The sequence below is a fragment of the Streptococcus infantis genome (genome assembly GCF_019929575.1).
Lineage (GTDB): Bacteria > Bacillota > Bacilli > Lactobacillales > Streptococcaceae > Streptococcus > Streptococcus infantis_L.
The window spans coordinates 1-14,641 of record NZ_JAHZPU010000003.1 but is presented as its reverse complement, the minus strand read 5'-3'; the positions used below and the strand labels follow the sequence as shown (position 1 = coordinate 14,641).

The window sequence follows — 14,641 nt, the reverse complement described above, 5'->3', positions numbered from 1 at the left end:
GGAAATATCATATGGCTTTTGGAAGATTAATTCAGGGACTCGCTGGAAACTTCAGTGAGCAAAGTAAAGAAGCTCTTACCAAGGAGTTTGGACAATATTTATTAGAAAATGAAGAAATTCAAAGCGGATATAAACTCATTCGTGACTCAATTATCTTTACAAACATCCGAATCATCTTTACAGATAAACAAGGGGCGACCGGACGGAAGATGTCTATCAAATCAATTTTCCTCATGAACATCGTTAATGTTGAGATGGAAACTGCTGGACTTGGGATTGATGATAGTGAGATTACGATTACTTATTTAGAAAATGCCTTTTTAAAATCTCACAATGAGCATTTTAATTCTCAAAAATTTGAATTTCCAAAGAAAACTGATATTGTACCTCTTTACACCTATCTATTTGACTTAGCTTATCATAATCATTTGAATATGAATGGTTTGAATCACTGATATAAAAAAATCCTATCACTCCGATAGGATTTCTATATTTTACAAAAGTTAAAGTTAGCGTTATACTAGTAGCATCTTATATAAAGAGGTGCTAATATGGCAATTTATAACAATATCACAGAACTCATCGGTAGAACACCGATTGTTAAATTAAATAACATTGTACCAGAAGGTGCAGCAGATGTTTATGTAAAACTTGAAGCTTTTAACCCAGGATCGTCTGTTAAGGACCGTATCGCCCTAAGCATGATTGAAAAAGCAGAACAAGAGGGTAAACTCAAACCAGGTTCTACTATTGTGGAAGCAACAAGTGGAAATACTGGTATCGGACTTTCATGGGTTGGTGCTGCTAAAGGTTACAAAGTTGTCATCGTTATGCCTGAAACAATGAGCGTGGAACGTCGTAAAATTATCCAAGCTTATGGAGCTGAACTAGTCCTCACTCCTGGTAGCGAAGGAATGAAAGGTGCGATTGCTAAAGCGCAGGAAATTGCTGCTGAGCGTGATGGTTTCCTACCATTACAGTTTAATAACCAAGCTAACCCAGAAGTTCACGAAAGAACAACAGGAGCTGAAATTCTAGCTGATTTCGGAGCTGATGGTTTAGATGCCTTTGTTGCTGGTGTTGGTACTGGAGGAACTATTTCTGGTGTTTCTCATGCTCTTAAAACTGCTAACTCAAACATTCAAGTTTTTGCTGTTGAGGCAGACGAGTCAGCTATTTTGTCTGGTGAAAAACCAGGTCCTCACAAAATTCAAGGTATCTCTGCTGGATTCATTCCAGATACACTTGATACAAAAGCTTACGATGGTATCGTTCGTGTAACATCAGATAACGCTCTTGCACTTGGCCGTGAAATCGGTGGAAAAGAAGGATTCTTAGTCGGTATTTCTTCTGCAGCAGCTATCTATGCAGCAATTGAAGTCGCTAAAAAACTTGGAGCAGGTAAAAAAGTCCTTGCGCTTGCACCAGATAATGGAGAACGTTATCTATCTACAGCACTCTATGAATTCGAAGTGTAGTCTCCTAAATACACTAAGCCCTTGTATAGGGCTTTTTGTTTACCTTTTAAAATAAAAAAAGGATTCATATGAGTCCCCCTCCAACAAAAGAAAAGGAAGCAAATTAGCTTCCTTACTTTTTTATTAGTTATTCAAGGCTGCTGCCATTGTAGCTGCAACTTCTGCTTCAAAGTCGTTTGCAGCTTTTTCGATACCTTCACCAACTTCAAAGCGAGCGAACTCAACTACTGAAGCGTTAACTGATTCAAGGTAAGCTTCAACTGTCTTGCTGTCATCCATGATGTAAACTTGTGCAAGAAGTGTGTATGCTTGGTCAACTTTAGTATTGTCAAGCAAGAAACGATCCATTTTACCTGGGATGATTTTATCCCAGATTTTTTCTGGTTTGCCTTCTGCAGCCAACTCAGCTTTAATATCAGCTTCAGCTTGAGCAATCACTTCATCAGTTAATTGAGCTTTTGATCCATATTTTAAGTGTGGAAGAGCTGGTTTACCAACCATAGCACGGCTTTCGTTATCTTGGTCGATAACGTGGTTCAATTGTGCCAACTCATCTTTAACAAATTGCTCATCCAATTCTTTGTATGAAAGAACTGTTGGTTTCATAGCAGCGATGTGCATTGAAATTTGTTTAGCAAGTGCTTCGTCTCCACCTTCGATTACAGAGATAACACCGATACGTCCACCGTTGTGTTGGTATGCTCCGAAGTGTTGTGCATCTGTTTTTTCAATCAAAGCAAAGCGACGGAATGAAATTTTTTCTCCGATAGTTGCTGTTGCAGACACATAAGCTGCTTCAAGAGTTTCACCTGAAGGCATTGTCAAAGCAAGAGCTTCTTCGTTGTTAGCTGGTTTTCCTTCTGCGATCGCTTTAGCTGTTGCGTTTACCAACTCAACAAATTGAGCGTTTTTCGCAACGAAGTCAGTTTCAGCATTTACTTCAACAACTGCTGCAACGTTACCGTCAACATAAACACCAGTCAAACCTTCTGCAGCAACACGGTCAGCTTTCTTAGCTGCTTTTGCCATACCTTTTTCGCGAAGCAATTCAATCGCTTTTTCGATATCGCCTTCCACTTCAACTAATGCTTTTTTAGCGTCCATAACACCAGCACCAGATTTTTCACGCAACTCTTTAACAAGTTTAGCTGTAATTTCTGCCATTTTGATTCTCCTATATTTTTTAAAAATAGGAGAGCCGGGCTAAGCCCCGCCCTCCTAGGTAATTACTATTTATTATGAATTAAGCGTTGTCGCCTTCTACAACTTCAACGATTTCTTCGATTGAGTCTGCTTGAGCTTCTGAAGCTGCAAATTCTGCTTCAACTGCTGCAACAGCATCTTCACCTTGGCGACCTTCGATGATAGCGTCTGCCAATTTAGCTGTGATCAACTTAACTGCGCGGATAGCGTCATCGTTAGCTGGGATGATTACATCGATATCGTCTGGATCAGTGTTTGTGTCAACCATCGCTACAACTGGGATACCCAATTTTTTAGCTTCTTTAACAGCGATTTGCTCTTTATGTGGGTCAACTACGTACATTACATCTGGGATACGAGGCATATCTTCGATACCACCCAAGAATTTTTCAAGACGTGCACGTTGTTTGTTAAGAAGTGCAACTTCTTTCTTAGGAAGAACTTCAAAAGTTCCATCTTCTTCCATACGTTTGATTTCTTTCAAACGAGCGATACGTTTTTGGATTGTTCCCCAGTTTGTAAGAGTTCCACCCAACCAACGGTGGTTGATGAAGTATTGACCTGAACGTACTGCTTCTTCAGCAACTGCGTCAGCTGCTTGTTTCTTAGTACCAACAAACAATACAACTGCATCATTAGCTGCAGCATCACGCATGAAGTCGTATGCTTGGTCAGCGTATTTTACAGTTTGTTGCAAGTCGATAACGTGGATTCCGTTACGTTCAGTGAAGATGTACTTAGCCATCTTAGGGTTCCAGCGACGAGTTTGGTGACCAAAGTGTACACCAGCCTCAAGAAGTTGTTTCATTGAAATTACTGCCATGAGTATTTCTCCTTTTTGTTTTTTTCCTCTCCTTGATTTCAGCTTGCAAAACGACCCGAAGGCAACAGCTTCACAATTCATCAAGAATGAGTATTATCGTTTACACGACAAGTTACATTGTATCATAGTTGAGCCTTTTTTTCAAGTAATTTTGCTAGTTTTTCCTTCATAACCTAACTTCCAAACAGAAATTTTAAAAAAATTTATTAACTTTAAATAAAAAACATCCCAACATAAATTGTTACTGCTAAATGTGCAATAACCGCTTATGTTGAGATTCAGATAAATACAAAATATTTCGAGTTGATAACTTAAATATTTTGATATGAAAGAATCTACTTTATATTTTTTGATAGCAAGTGTCATATCTTCATACTCTATGTTAGTAAATAAAGCTTCATAAAGATTAAACTTGCCAATAAATCTTTGACTTTCTACTTGCTACTTCGCAGTTTTTTACGGATTTTATAGGCTATATTAAACAAGAAATACAATGAGCTAGTTGGATAATTAAACTCACCAGCAAATTCCTCGATAGTGGGATTAAACTTAGATTTAAAATTAAATAACCCACCCTCTAAATGATTTTCAATTCCACCCATATTATGAGTCTCTGCTCCACGTTCAAATGAATGCTGAGCAGTCTCAAACCATGTTGGAATAGCAGGTTGATAATGTCTAAATTCCTCATTCATTCCAGCATATAAGTTTTCAGAAGTTTTCCCAAATTCGATGGTTAAAGTTCCAGACAATGGAACGACACTGTCCCCTCTATCAATATGGCTCTTAAGAAAAGAAATTTCTTCCTCTAATCGTTTTCTCTCTTGCTGATTCTCTTTTATTTTGCCTTCTTTTGTTTTATCAGTAAATTTCTGCGCTATTTTAAGATTCTTTTCGAGTTGCTGCTCAACTTCTTTCAGTCTATTAGGTAAATCTAAGTAGCTCAGTGTGATAAAAGAGTGATCAGGATAAGTAGTCAGTAACTTCTGATAATAATCTTTGCCTCGTAAACTGATATTCTTACGAGACTCTGTTTTCTTCATTAAAAATGAAAATTCATCTAATAAGTCGAGTCCACCGAATTTCACTTCCAATCCTTTATTTCTTGCAGTTCGGATTGCCTGTCTAGTAGACTTGGATAGTTGATCTAGCGAGAAGTTTTCTTTATGAATATTAGCTTGAAAACGAGGTTGTATGTTTTCTGCCATATCCTTTGTCAAACCTGTCCAATGAACTTTGTTTTTTTGCAATTCCTCAACAATTTCAAAAGTTTTAGAATTTTGAATAGTTTCTTGGTCGATAAGACTTCGACTGATAAACAAACTTGGATCAAATTCAACCATTATTGCATGGCTTTTTTTAGCAAGTTTTTTCAATGTTAAAAGCACAAATTTCAGAAGTTCTTTATCTTCATAATTAATAACTGGGCCTCTTGGAATATAGAACATGGAAAATCCTAATGGAAGAGGCTGAATTAAGATGTTCGCTACTCCAACTAGTTGATTCTCTTTATAAAATCCAACTCTCTCATTCCCCCAAGTATCCTTTATCTTGGCCCAATCACTACTCTGCAATAAATTCCCTTGAGGATGATTTTCTAAAAATAAATCCCACTCTTGAACATCAACATTCATTTTATAAGTAAACATAATTCCAGTACCAACTCTCTTAAAATCTTGTTATTATTTCGTTAGATAAACATATTTATTCTAGCTACATATCTGATAATTTTCATCCCATCTTTCATTCCATAATGACAAAAACATTCTGATGAAAATTTTTTATTAACATGCTACAATCGTACTAAATCTCTACGTTTCATTTTACTTTAACTAAACTATTAGAAGAATGGAAAATAAGTTCAAGTAATTATATAATGAAATTTATTTTTCAGCACTATACAAAGGGTGAGATTAATAAAATCTCACCCTAAATTTAGTAATAATCAGTATGTTAGTTTGGATAAATGTATCTTACTGTACCACGTGATGCTGTAGGATTAAACCATCCACGATAATTTCCAATTGGTTGAGTTCCACTACCATCATAGTTACATTCTGAAACTTGAATACGCGTCGTTGATTCAACAGCTGTAACAACCGCTACGTGTCCATATCCACCATCATCCCAACAAGCAATCGCACCAACTTGTGGTGTAGAACCTGTACGGAAACCTGCTGCTGCTGCACTAGTAGCCCACTGACCACCATTACCCCAATAATCACCAGCCCATGGAGCCAAGGTCTTAGCACCCCATGTACATTGACCTGCAGGATAACTAGAAGCGTTTGAACTATAAGTTGGTCGTTGACTTACAGTCGTTGCTGCAGGTGTATAGCTTGATTCATCATCTGATGACGAACTTGAAGTTGCTTGTACTTGTGCAGCAAAAGTTGTGTTAGCTGAAGCTGCAAGCGATTGTTGTTGACTTGCTTGTTTAGCTTTATAAGCTGCCTCTGCTACTGCTGCTGCTTTGGCTTCTGCCTCCGCTGCCGCTTTTTTCTCTAACAAGCTAGCCTTTTCATTTTCTGCTGTAGCTTTTTCAGCTGCAAGATTTAACTCAGCTACTTTCAACTCTGCTTGTTTTGTTGTCAAAGCTTGAGCATCGTCAGCAAGTGTTTGTTGGTTAGCAATAACTGTATTGATTGCTTCGTTGTTTGCAACTTGTTTTTCAGAAATAGCTTTCTTATCTTCTTTTTGTTGTTGCAACATTTTATTGTTTGCTGATACAATTTCACTCATAGCTGCTACACGAGAAATAGCTTCTGTGATTGAGTCAGAGTTAATAATCGTATTGATGTAACTTGTAGCAGTTCCGTTCGTTTGTGCACTACGAGCTTGGTTTTCAAGTGATTCATTACGCGCTACGATATTTTTTGAAAGCTCTGCGATTTCTCCTTCAAGTTTTTTAGATTCTTCTTGAAGCTTTTCATTTTCAGATTGTAATTTTTCTTGCTCTGATTGAATAGCTGAAACTTTAGTTTGAATTTCGTCTACTTGTTTTTGAGCTTCTTTCTGTTGCGCTGTCAAGTTACTAATTTTACTATCTTGAGCAGCAATCTTTGCATCTGTTGTATTTGCTTTAACACTTGAAAGAACAGCTCCTTGTGAGACCAATACTGTACTTAACAAAAGTGATGCTAGGATTTTTTTCTTCATAAGTGTAAATACTCCTTCTTTTAAGACAATACTAGTATATCAAAAAAAGGCCTAATAAATATTACGCCTTTATTACAGTTTTGTTTCTTTCTTATAGATATAATTTTTCAAAAATAAACTGGAAAACTAACATCCATAGACAGTTTAATATCATTGATGGAACTAGACCATAAACGATAAAAACTGTTATACTTTCAGCAGTTAATCCAATCATTTGTGCTACAAGAAAACTGCCAAATTCAAAAGAGAAAGTCATCATTAAAATAGCTAATAGTCTAGTCCATCTATTTGATAAAATGACCGCATTATTTTTATAAATGATTGCACCAATAATAACGAAAAGAAGACTAGCAATCCCTACTAAATGGAAAAAATAAATATCGTATATAAGACCAATAAATAAGCAATAAACTAAAAATAGATACTCTGATACTTCAATAGTTTCAAACAACAAGAAGATGAAGATAAAGTGGCTCACAATTTGAAAATGTGGAAAAAAACTATTTACAAATTGCCCTAAATGACTGTCTATTAAGACAATTATAGGCAAGAGTAAAAACATCCCTATCTGCTTCAACAGTCTCATGATGGATTCCCCACTAACTCTACGACTTTTAGATTCATTGGATCAGCATGTAGTTTAACCATAACTTCTCTTGTTAGATAGTCACTACTATGGGTAACTGATACAACCTCCCCTACTGGAATGTCTGTAGTTTTAAAGTTACCCAGACCTCCTGTTACTACTTTGTCTCCTTGGCTGATATCACTACTACTATTTAACTGGCTAATTTTAAGCAAATCTTTTTCTTTGTCGTACCCAATGATAATACCGTATATACTAGTAGAACCGTGCTGGATTTTAACGGAGATTTTCTCCGTATTTTCAGCATTAGTCAATAAGTTGATCACAGTTGAGTTATCTTCAACCTTTCCCACGCTTCCAATCAGTCCTCCACCAGCTATAACAAGCATATTGCTTGTCACACCTTGTTTAGAACCTGCATCAATTGTTAGCTCTTGTTTCCAGGTTGCAGGAGTTCTCATGATAACGTCAGAGGCAATCAACTTGGTTGCATTCAATTTTGATTTCATATCCAGTAACTGACGTAGTTGCTCATTTTCTTCTTTCAGACTGTCTGCTTCATTCGTTTCCTTCTTCATCTGATAGAGTTCTTTTTTGAGTGTTTCATTCTCGTTATAGGTTCTGGTCAAACGACCTAAATCAGATTTTACGGAAGAAAGCCATTGAAAAGGCTTTTGCACTATTCTATCAACTAATGAAATTCCATCTCCAGCTTTTGTCACAACTGCACTTGATTGTGTTGTCACTAAAAAAACGGATACCACTAATATAACGACAAATAGAACAATGATATATTTTGATTTTTTAAAATGGTTCATACCTCTACCCTATCTCATTCTACACTTCACTTTAGGATTTCAATAAAAATAGAATGCCACCCAATACACAAATAAGTAATAGAGTTACACTATCTTTATTCATCCATTTCAACTGTCGATACTGGCTGCGGCCATTTCCACCTTGATAGCCTCTAGCTTCCATGGCTGTAGCAAGAGAATCCGCTCGTTTCAAACTTGTAGCGAACAAAGGAATCAAAATAGGAATCATAGCCTTAACCTTTTGAATTACATTACCTTCTCCGAAATCAACACCACGCGCCTTTTGAGCATTCATAATGCGAATCGTATCATCCATCAAGGTTGGTACAAATCGCAAACTCATAGACAACATGAGCCCAATCTCATGAACTGGAACCTTAAATCTTTTTAAAGGTCCAAGCAAGGATTCAACCGCTGTTGCCAAGCTCAATGGCATGGTTGTCAAAGTAAGCAAGGTTGAGAAAAAGATAATCAACACAAAACGACAAAAAATAATTCCTGCCTGCTCAATACCATAGCTTGTGATTTTTATAAACCCTACCTCGAACAAGACATCTCCACCTGAGATAAAGAAAAGTTGAAAAAGGGTTGTAAAAGCAATTAGAAAAAACATAGACCGCAAACCTTTTATGAAAAAGGATAAGGGAACTTCTGATAAAGCTACAAATATAGCTGTTGCAACGAAAAGGATCAAATTTGTTATTGGATTATTGGCCCAAAAAGCGATGATAATCAATAAAATCATTGCTACTAACTTACTACGAGGATCTAGACGATGAATAATCGAATTTCCTGGTATGTATCGACCTAAAATCATATTATCCATTGATAAACTCCTTAAACTCCTCTATCGTTATCGGCAATTGTTCGAAAGAAATTCCTCTGTCAACTAGCCTTTGAGCAAATCGTGTGATTTTAGGAACACCCAATTGGATTTTTTCCATAAATTCGACATTTTGAAAGACAAGACTTGGCTTCCCACCCTTAACTAGTTTCCCTTTTTCCATCACATAAACTTGGTCAGCAAATTCGGCCACATCATCCATAAGGTGGGTTACTAAAACAATTGTTATGCCATCTTGATGAAGCTTTTTAAACAAGGCCATCAACTCTTTCCGACCAATTGGGTCCAAACCAGCTGTTGGCTCGTCTAAGACCAAAATGCTAGGCTCCATCGCCAAAATTCCAGCAATAGCAACCCGTCTCATTTGTCCCCCTGAAAGTTCAAACGGGCTTCGTTCAAAGAGGGATTCATCGATTCCTACTAAAGCTAGTTTTTCACGCGCGATAGCTTCTGCCTCTTCTAAAGAAACTCCAAAATTTTGAGGTCCAAAAGCCACATCTTTTAGGACAGTTTCCTCAAAAATTTGGTTCTCTGCAAACTGAAATACCAAACCAACTTGCTTGCGAATTTGACGAATTTGCTTATTGACAGATGTTGATGTAATTAATGTATCAAAGACACGAACACTTCCCTCTGTAGGAACCAACAAACCATTCAAAAGTTGAAGGATTGTAGACTTTCCGCTTCCTGTATGCCCAATAATCGCAGTATAAGAGCCATCCTCTATTGACAAACTGACATCTGACAAAGCAGCTGAAGCAAAGGGTGTTCCTTCCTGATACGTATAACTAACATTGTCTAGAATAATTCCCATAAAGCCTCCTCAAGTTCCTCCTCCGTTAGATAGAACTCTGGCAAGTCCAAACCACTGGTACGTAGCGATTCTCTTAATTGGTTGACAAAGGGTTGATCTAAGCCAATTTGATCTAAATCTGATCTAGAAAATAACTCTCTAGGAGTGCTAGTTGACTCGACTTCTCCTTTTTTCATCACCAAAACTCTGTCACTCATGGCCACCTCATCCAGATCATGCGTAATGGAGATGACTGTCATCTGATGGTCTTTGCGAATCTTCTGGACTATCTTAATCAACTCTAATCGTCCCTCAGGGTCCAACATACTTGTAGCCTCATCCAAGATTAAAATATCTGGTCGCAGAGCAACAACACCTGCAATAGCTACTCTCTGCTTCTGACCTCCTGACAAGCGAGCTGGTTCCTTTTTAGCAAATTCAGCCATCCCAACCAATGATAAAGCCTCAGAAACGCGTTTCTTCATCTCTTCAAGTGGGATTCCTTGATTTTCCAGTCCAAAAGCAACGTCGTCTTCAACAGTTGCTCCTACGAATTGGTTATCAGGATTTTGAAAGACCATACCAATCTTACGTCTTTTTTCCCAGACATTTTCTGGAGTTAGGCAATCACCGTCTATCCAAATTTCTCCAGATTCAGCCTCGAGCAAACCATCAATCAAGCGAACTGTCGTTGATTTTCCACTACCATTATGACCAACGATAGACAACCATTCTCCACGTTTCACGTGAAACGAAATGTTATGAACATCATAATGTTCTTGATCTGCCTGATATCGAAAAGACAGGTCTTTTATCTCAATAATCGATTCCATATCTAACGAAAGGTTCCTTTAAACAAATATGCGCTTCCCTTGAAATAATCATAACCAGAATAAACTGTGAAGAACAAGGCAATATAAAGAGTTATCTGACCAAGCACATTCCAGTGAAGTAGCAAGAATATAATCGCAAACATCTGACTAAATGTCTTGATTTTTCCAGGCATAGCAGCAGCTAGAACAGTACCTCCTGTTTCAACTAAGAGCAAGCGCAAACCAGTGACTGCAAGTTCACGGCAGATAATAACTGCTACCACCCAAGCTGGTGCCATCTTTAGACCGACCAACATGATAAAGGCTGACATGACCAATAATTTATCAGCCATTGGATCTGCAAATTTACCAAAATTACTAACCACTTGCCATTTTCTAGCTAAATAACCATCTAGATAATCAGTGATACTGGCAATAGCAAAAATAACTGCTGCTATTTTATGTAACACAGGAGATGGTCCAACTGATAGAAGGAGAATAAAAATCGGAATAAATAAAATTCTACCAAGCGTAAGCATATTAGGAATATTCTCTTTTTTCATGTTATCCTTCCTTTAGTTTGAACTTAATGTTAGAGTAATCCAACCAGTTTGACCAGTTAATTTTGAAGTGTCAATTTCCTTATTATCAATTTTCACCGACACTCCTTTAACAACACCCAATGTTATGGTTACTGGAGAACCTTTAGAAATGGTTGTTTTAGCTGTTTTATTATTAGGTTCAAGAGTCACTCCTCCTGCTAAATCAGTATCCGAAACACTAATCCAGCTTGTTGCATCCGTTACAGACAACTGAAGCTCCGCAGAATCTTTAGATGTCTTATATTCCACTGATAAAGCATCTCCCTGACCTGAAACAGTCAAAGTAGTTGCCTCACTCGAACTTGATGAACTAGTAGCTTGACTACTACTTGATGCTACACTACTAGAGCTACTTGTTGAACTCACAACACTATAAGTTGCCGCAGAAGACGCAGTTGGTTGGGTTTGAATATAATTCCACACATAGTAAGTTACAAAAATTAAAATTGATAAAGAAAAAAGAACAAAGTAAAATAGCGGGAGAAATGAATTTTTCTTTCGATTAGACCGTCTACGTCCTGAAAGTTCAATCTCATCTACATCAACTTCTTCATAAGTAATCATACTTCCCGAATCATAGGCATCTAGAACGATATTTTCATCTAATTCAACAGCCCAAGCATACTTTCTCAAAAATGAACGAGCATAAAAAGTACTCGGTAGTTTGTCAAAATCATCTGACTCCATTGCCTCCAACAAATCCAGCTGAATATCTGTCTTTCTGTGCAATTCCTCTAAGCTCAGTCCTTGGTTAATTCTTGCAAGACGTAAGACCTCACCAATTGTTTTTTTTCTCATACTTAACATTCCTTCTTTCTAGTGTATTTTCTAGCGATTATATCGGGAAAATTGTACAATCAACCATATCGCTATTATCTATCAAATCATGTCCAGCCTCTAGAACATCTTCTAAAGTAATTTCCTGCAAAAGTTTAGGAAGGTCAAACAGGGTAGAACCTGTATCGGTTGGATGATACTGAGTGGCAATGTATTCTAGGGAATCCATACTATGAAGAAATTCTCCATACATCTCAGTTTTTACAATATCCAAGTGATCCTCAGTTACATCCTCATCTTTAACAAAATTGCGAATAGCTTTACGAAATTGATGAGAAAGTGCCACAGGTTCCTTTGTATCCATTGTTAATATCACAAAATGGAAACGAGGATCAACTTCTATTTCTAGAGACAGGGAAGCATCCAGTTTACCTGTCTCATATAATTTTTGAAATCTTTGTGAAGTCCAACCAAACATCATTGTAAACAACAATTTCAATAAAAGATGATAACGATACTGATCTCGATTTCCGATATCTTCATTTCCTCTAATACCGATCGCTAATTTTGGAGAAGCCACGTCCATCCGTAAACTTTCAGTAGTCTTTACAGGATGTAAAGGTATTTTTTCTCTCTTAAACTCATGTTTTTTTTCTTGAGGATGAGATTTCTTAGCAAAATAATCTTCAAGCAGTTCAAAATCAAAATTCCCCACTAAAAAGATATTACTATTGACAGGTCTGTAAAACTCTTTAAAGTTCTCTTCTAAATCCTCTAAACAAATAGTATCAATAGAGTTTTCACTACCAACAATATCTGAAGCTAAAGGACTTTCTGGATAGAGATTTGCCAAAGTCTTGAAAAATAAACAAGAATCCGGATCATCCTGATACATCTCTCTTTCCTGTTGAATGATATCCTTTTCGCGCTCCACAGATTCTTCAGTCATATTGAAAGTAGTGACAAGTTCTTCTAGCAAATCTAAACACTCTAGAACATTTTCAGAAGTCGAGAAAAGATAGTTAGTGTTCGTAAAGCTCGTAAAGGCATTACTTTCAGCACCCAACTCTGTAAAAGCTGCCATAACATCTCCAGAATCTTCTCTTTCAAAAAGCTTATGCTCTAAGAAATGAGCGATTCCTTGTGGATATTGTTGTAAGTTCTTATCATCCACTGTAAACCTTGTGTCAACAGAGCCGACTTGGACACTTACAACGCCATAAACCTCGTTAAAGTCCTTTTTAGGTAGTAAAGTAACTGTCAAACCATTTTCTAAGCTAGTTTGATACAAAGTTTCTTTTACAGCAGGATAATATTTCTTTTGAAAAGTAGGTCTGGTCATTCTGCTCCTTCCATAAAATAAATAGCCTGCAACTTAAAACTGTTTGCTGCTTCACATATTGCTTCTCTATCAACTTGTTCAAGCTTATTGATTAAAGTTTTTGTATCAAGATTCGCCTTCCCAAAAAAAGTTGACAAATAATAGTTATCGACGATAGAATCTTGATTATCCTGAGCTAGTAGTAAAGAGCGACGAATCATTTGTTTGGTCTGATCAATTTCCTTATCTGTAAACTTGCCATTTTTTATGTCAAGTAACTGATGATTCATCAATTTTCTTACTTTATTTCGATTTTGCCGATCAATTCCAGCAAATAGTCGTAAAAATCCACTAAAGAGATCCAAATGACTTGATACCGTATAGGCCAGTCCTTCTTTTTCTCGCACTTGGGTAAATAATTTCGAATGAGGAAAGGCTCCTAAAAGGCCATTTACAAGAAGCACTGCCATCTGTTCTTCATCACCATATGCCACTGAACTATGGTAGCCCATCTCTAAAACAGACTGTCCTAATCTCTTTCTAACAATACCTTCTCTAAGAATATTAGAATAGGGTTGCTGGTATTGAATGTTTACAGCTGATTTACGACCTGTTAAAGGAAATTTATGTAAAAACTCTAAAACTTCAATTTCATTAAAATCACCTAAGAAGAAAATATCTATTTGGTCTTCTTTTAGCATTTTTTGATAGCTTGAAAAACATGTTTTTGAAGTCTCTTCTGAAATTCTAGAAATCAAATCTTTTGGAACTAGCTGCATTGATTCTTCTTGGAAAAACAATTGATCTAACTCTTTATGTGCAAAGAAGAATGGGTCTTCCAATTCTGATTCCAGCCTTGATAAGATCTGTTTTTTCTCGATGTCAAAAGCATTTTTCTCAAATCCATCCTCATCCGACAATGGTGTAAACAGAACCTGGTGCAGTAATTCTAAAATTTGAGAAGTTAATACGTTTTTCTTACTTAAAAATTCATCACGCACATAGGTAATATTCAAATCCACAAGATGACTTTGTCCTCTTCGATAGGCGTGCGCTGACAAATCAGTTCCATACAAGGTTGCTAAACGTTTTCTAAACAGTTGAGCAGTTGGATAACTTTGGTTGGCAGTTTCAAGCATACTGGCACTTAGCATGCGACTTGAAATTGAAGCCAAAGACAATGGAGCTGTGAAACGCACAGTAATTTTATTGGTTTTAAATTTTTTTGATTGGATAAAATGCACTGTAATTCCAGGTACTAACTCCATCTCTTACCTCCTTCTACATAGAGTTCTATTATACCATGAAAAGAGAAAATTTTCTTGTTCTCTTTACCCCTTTTAGAAATGCCCTGTTGTAAAATGAAGTGCAACACAAAAGACATGTTCATCTGATATACTAGAGTTGCAAAAAACAGTATAGAGG

Annotated in this window: 15 protein-coding genes; 2 read left to right on the top strand and 13 right to left on the bottom strand. The window is 36.8% G+C overall.

Annotated elements, in window-relative coordinates:
• The first annotated feature begins 11 nt into the window (after nucleotides 1-11).
• Complete coding sequence (locus tag K1I67_RS01930) at nucleotides 12-455, top strand: PH domain-containing protein (RefSeq protein ID WP_223338557.1); 444 nt, start codon at nucleotides 12-14, stop codon at nucleotides 453-455.
• Between the two features lie 96 nt (nucleotides 456-551).
• On the top strand, nucleotides 552-1,478 hold the full coding sequence (gene cysK, locus K1I67_RS01925) for a cysteine synthase A (protein ID WP_153224651.1): 927 nt from the start codon (nucleotides 552-554) through the stop codon (nucleotides 1,476-1,478).
• Between the two features lie 123 nt (nucleotides 1,479-1,601).
• On the opposite strand, the gene tsf is transcribed toward cysK, so the two are convergent.
• The 13 genes from tsf to yfmF all read right to left on the bottom strand — a co-directional run bounded on the left by tsf (nucleotide 1,602) and on the right by yfmF (nucleotide 14,484).
• Nucleotides 1,602-2,642, bottom strand: coding sequence for a translation elongation factor Ts (tsf, locus tag K1I67_RS01920; RefSeq protein WP_000808094.1), 1,041 nt, complete (start codon nucleotides 2,640-2,642; stop codon nucleotides 1,602-1,604).
• Nucleotides 2,643-2,721: 79 nt separating this feature from the next.
• Complete coding sequence (gene rpsB / locus K1I67_RS01915; protein ID WP_000268462.1) at nucleotides 2,722-3,504, bottom strand: 30S ribosomal protein S2; 783 nt, start codon at nucleotides 3,502-3,504, stop codon at nucleotides 2,722-2,724.
• Nucleotides 3,505-3,938: 434 nt separating this feature from the next.
• Nucleotides 3,939-5,153: an aminoacyltransferase gene (locus tag K1I67_RS01910; protein WP_223338556.1), complete on the bottom strand. Its 1,215-nt coding sequence runs from the start codon at nucleotides 5,151-5,153 to the stop codon at nucleotides 3,939-3,941.
• Nucleotides 5,154-5,457: 304 nt separating this feature from the next.
• Nucleotides 5,458-6,663: a peptidoglycan hydrolase PcsB gene (pcsB, locus tag K1I67_RS01905; RefSeq protein WP_223338555.1), complete on the bottom strand. Its 1,206-nt coding sequence runs from the start codon at nucleotides 6,661-6,663 to the stop codon at nucleotides 5,458-5,460.
• A gap of 91 nt (nucleotides 6,664-6,754) precedes the next feature.
• On the bottom strand, nucleotides 6,755-7,249 hold the full coding sequence (gene mreD, locus K1I67_RS01900) for a rod shape-determining protein MreD (protein ID WP_223338554.1): 495 nt from the start codon (nucleotides 7,247-7,249) through the stop codon (nucleotides 6,755-6,757).
• Nucleotides 7,246-8,067 carry a rod shape-determining protein MreC gene (gene mreC, locus K1I67_RS01895; RefSeq protein ID WP_223338553.1) on the bottom strand — a complete coding sequence of 274 codons (822 nt, stop codon included), beginning with the start codon at nucleotides 8,065-8,067 and terminating at the stop codon, nucleotides 7,246-7,248. Before mreC ends, mreD begins: the two co-directional genes overlap by 4 nt.
• 31 nt (nucleotides 8,068-8,098) lie before the next feature.
• On the bottom strand, nucleotides 8,099-8,893 hold the full coding sequence (locus tag K1I67_RS01890) for an energy-coupling factor transporter transmembrane component T family protein (protein WP_223338552.1): 795 nt from the start codon (nucleotides 8,891-8,893) through the stop codon (nucleotides 8,099-8,101).
• Entirely contained in the window at nucleotides 8,886-9,725 is an 840-nt protein-coding gene (locus K1I67_RS01885) for an energy-coupling factor transporter ATPase (RefSeq protein WP_223338551.1), read from the bottom strand. The genes K1I67_RS01890 and K1I67_RS01885 overlap by 8 nt, the downstream gene beginning before the upstream one ends.
• Nucleotides 9,710-10,537, bottom strand: coding sequence for an energy-coupling factor ABC transporter ATP-binding protein (locus K1I67_RS01880; protein ID WP_223338550.1), 828 nt, complete (start codon nucleotides 10,535-10,537; stop codon nucleotides 9,710-9,712). The genes K1I67_RS01885 and K1I67_RS01880 overlap by 16 nt, the downstream gene beginning before the upstream one ends.
• A gap of 2 nt (nucleotides 10,538-10,539) precedes the next feature.
• Nucleotides 10,540-11,079, bottom strand: coding sequence for a CDP-diacylglycerol--glycerol-3-phosphate 3-phosphatidyltransferase (pgsA, locus tag K1I67_RS01875; RefSeq protein ID WP_049530373.1), 540 nt, complete (start codon nucleotides 11,077-11,079; stop codon nucleotides 10,540-10,542).
• 12 nt (nucleotides 11,080-11,091) lie between these two features.
• Nucleotides 11,092-11,916, bottom strand: coding sequence for a cytoskeleton protein RodZ (rodZ, locus tag K1I67_RS01870; protein ID WP_075226780.1), 825 nt, complete (start codon nucleotides 11,914-11,916; stop codon nucleotides 11,092-11,094).
• Nucleotides 11,917-11,953: 37 nt separating this feature from the next.
• Entirely contained in the window at nucleotides 11,954-13,237 is a 1,284-nt protein-coding gene (yfmH, locus tag K1I67_RS01865) for an EF-P 5-aminopentanol modification-associated protein YfmH (RefSeq protein ID WP_223338549.1), read from the bottom strand.
• Nucleotides 13,234-14,484: an EF-P 5-aminopentanol modification-associated protein YfmF gene (gene yfmF, locus K1I67_RS01860; protein WP_223338548.1), complete on the bottom strand. Its 1,251-nt coding sequence runs from the start codon at nucleotides 14,482-14,484 to the stop codon at nucleotides 13,234-13,236. Before yfmF ends, yfmH begins: the two co-directional genes overlap by 4 nt.
• Nucleotides 14,485-14,641: the final 157 nt, after the last annotated feature.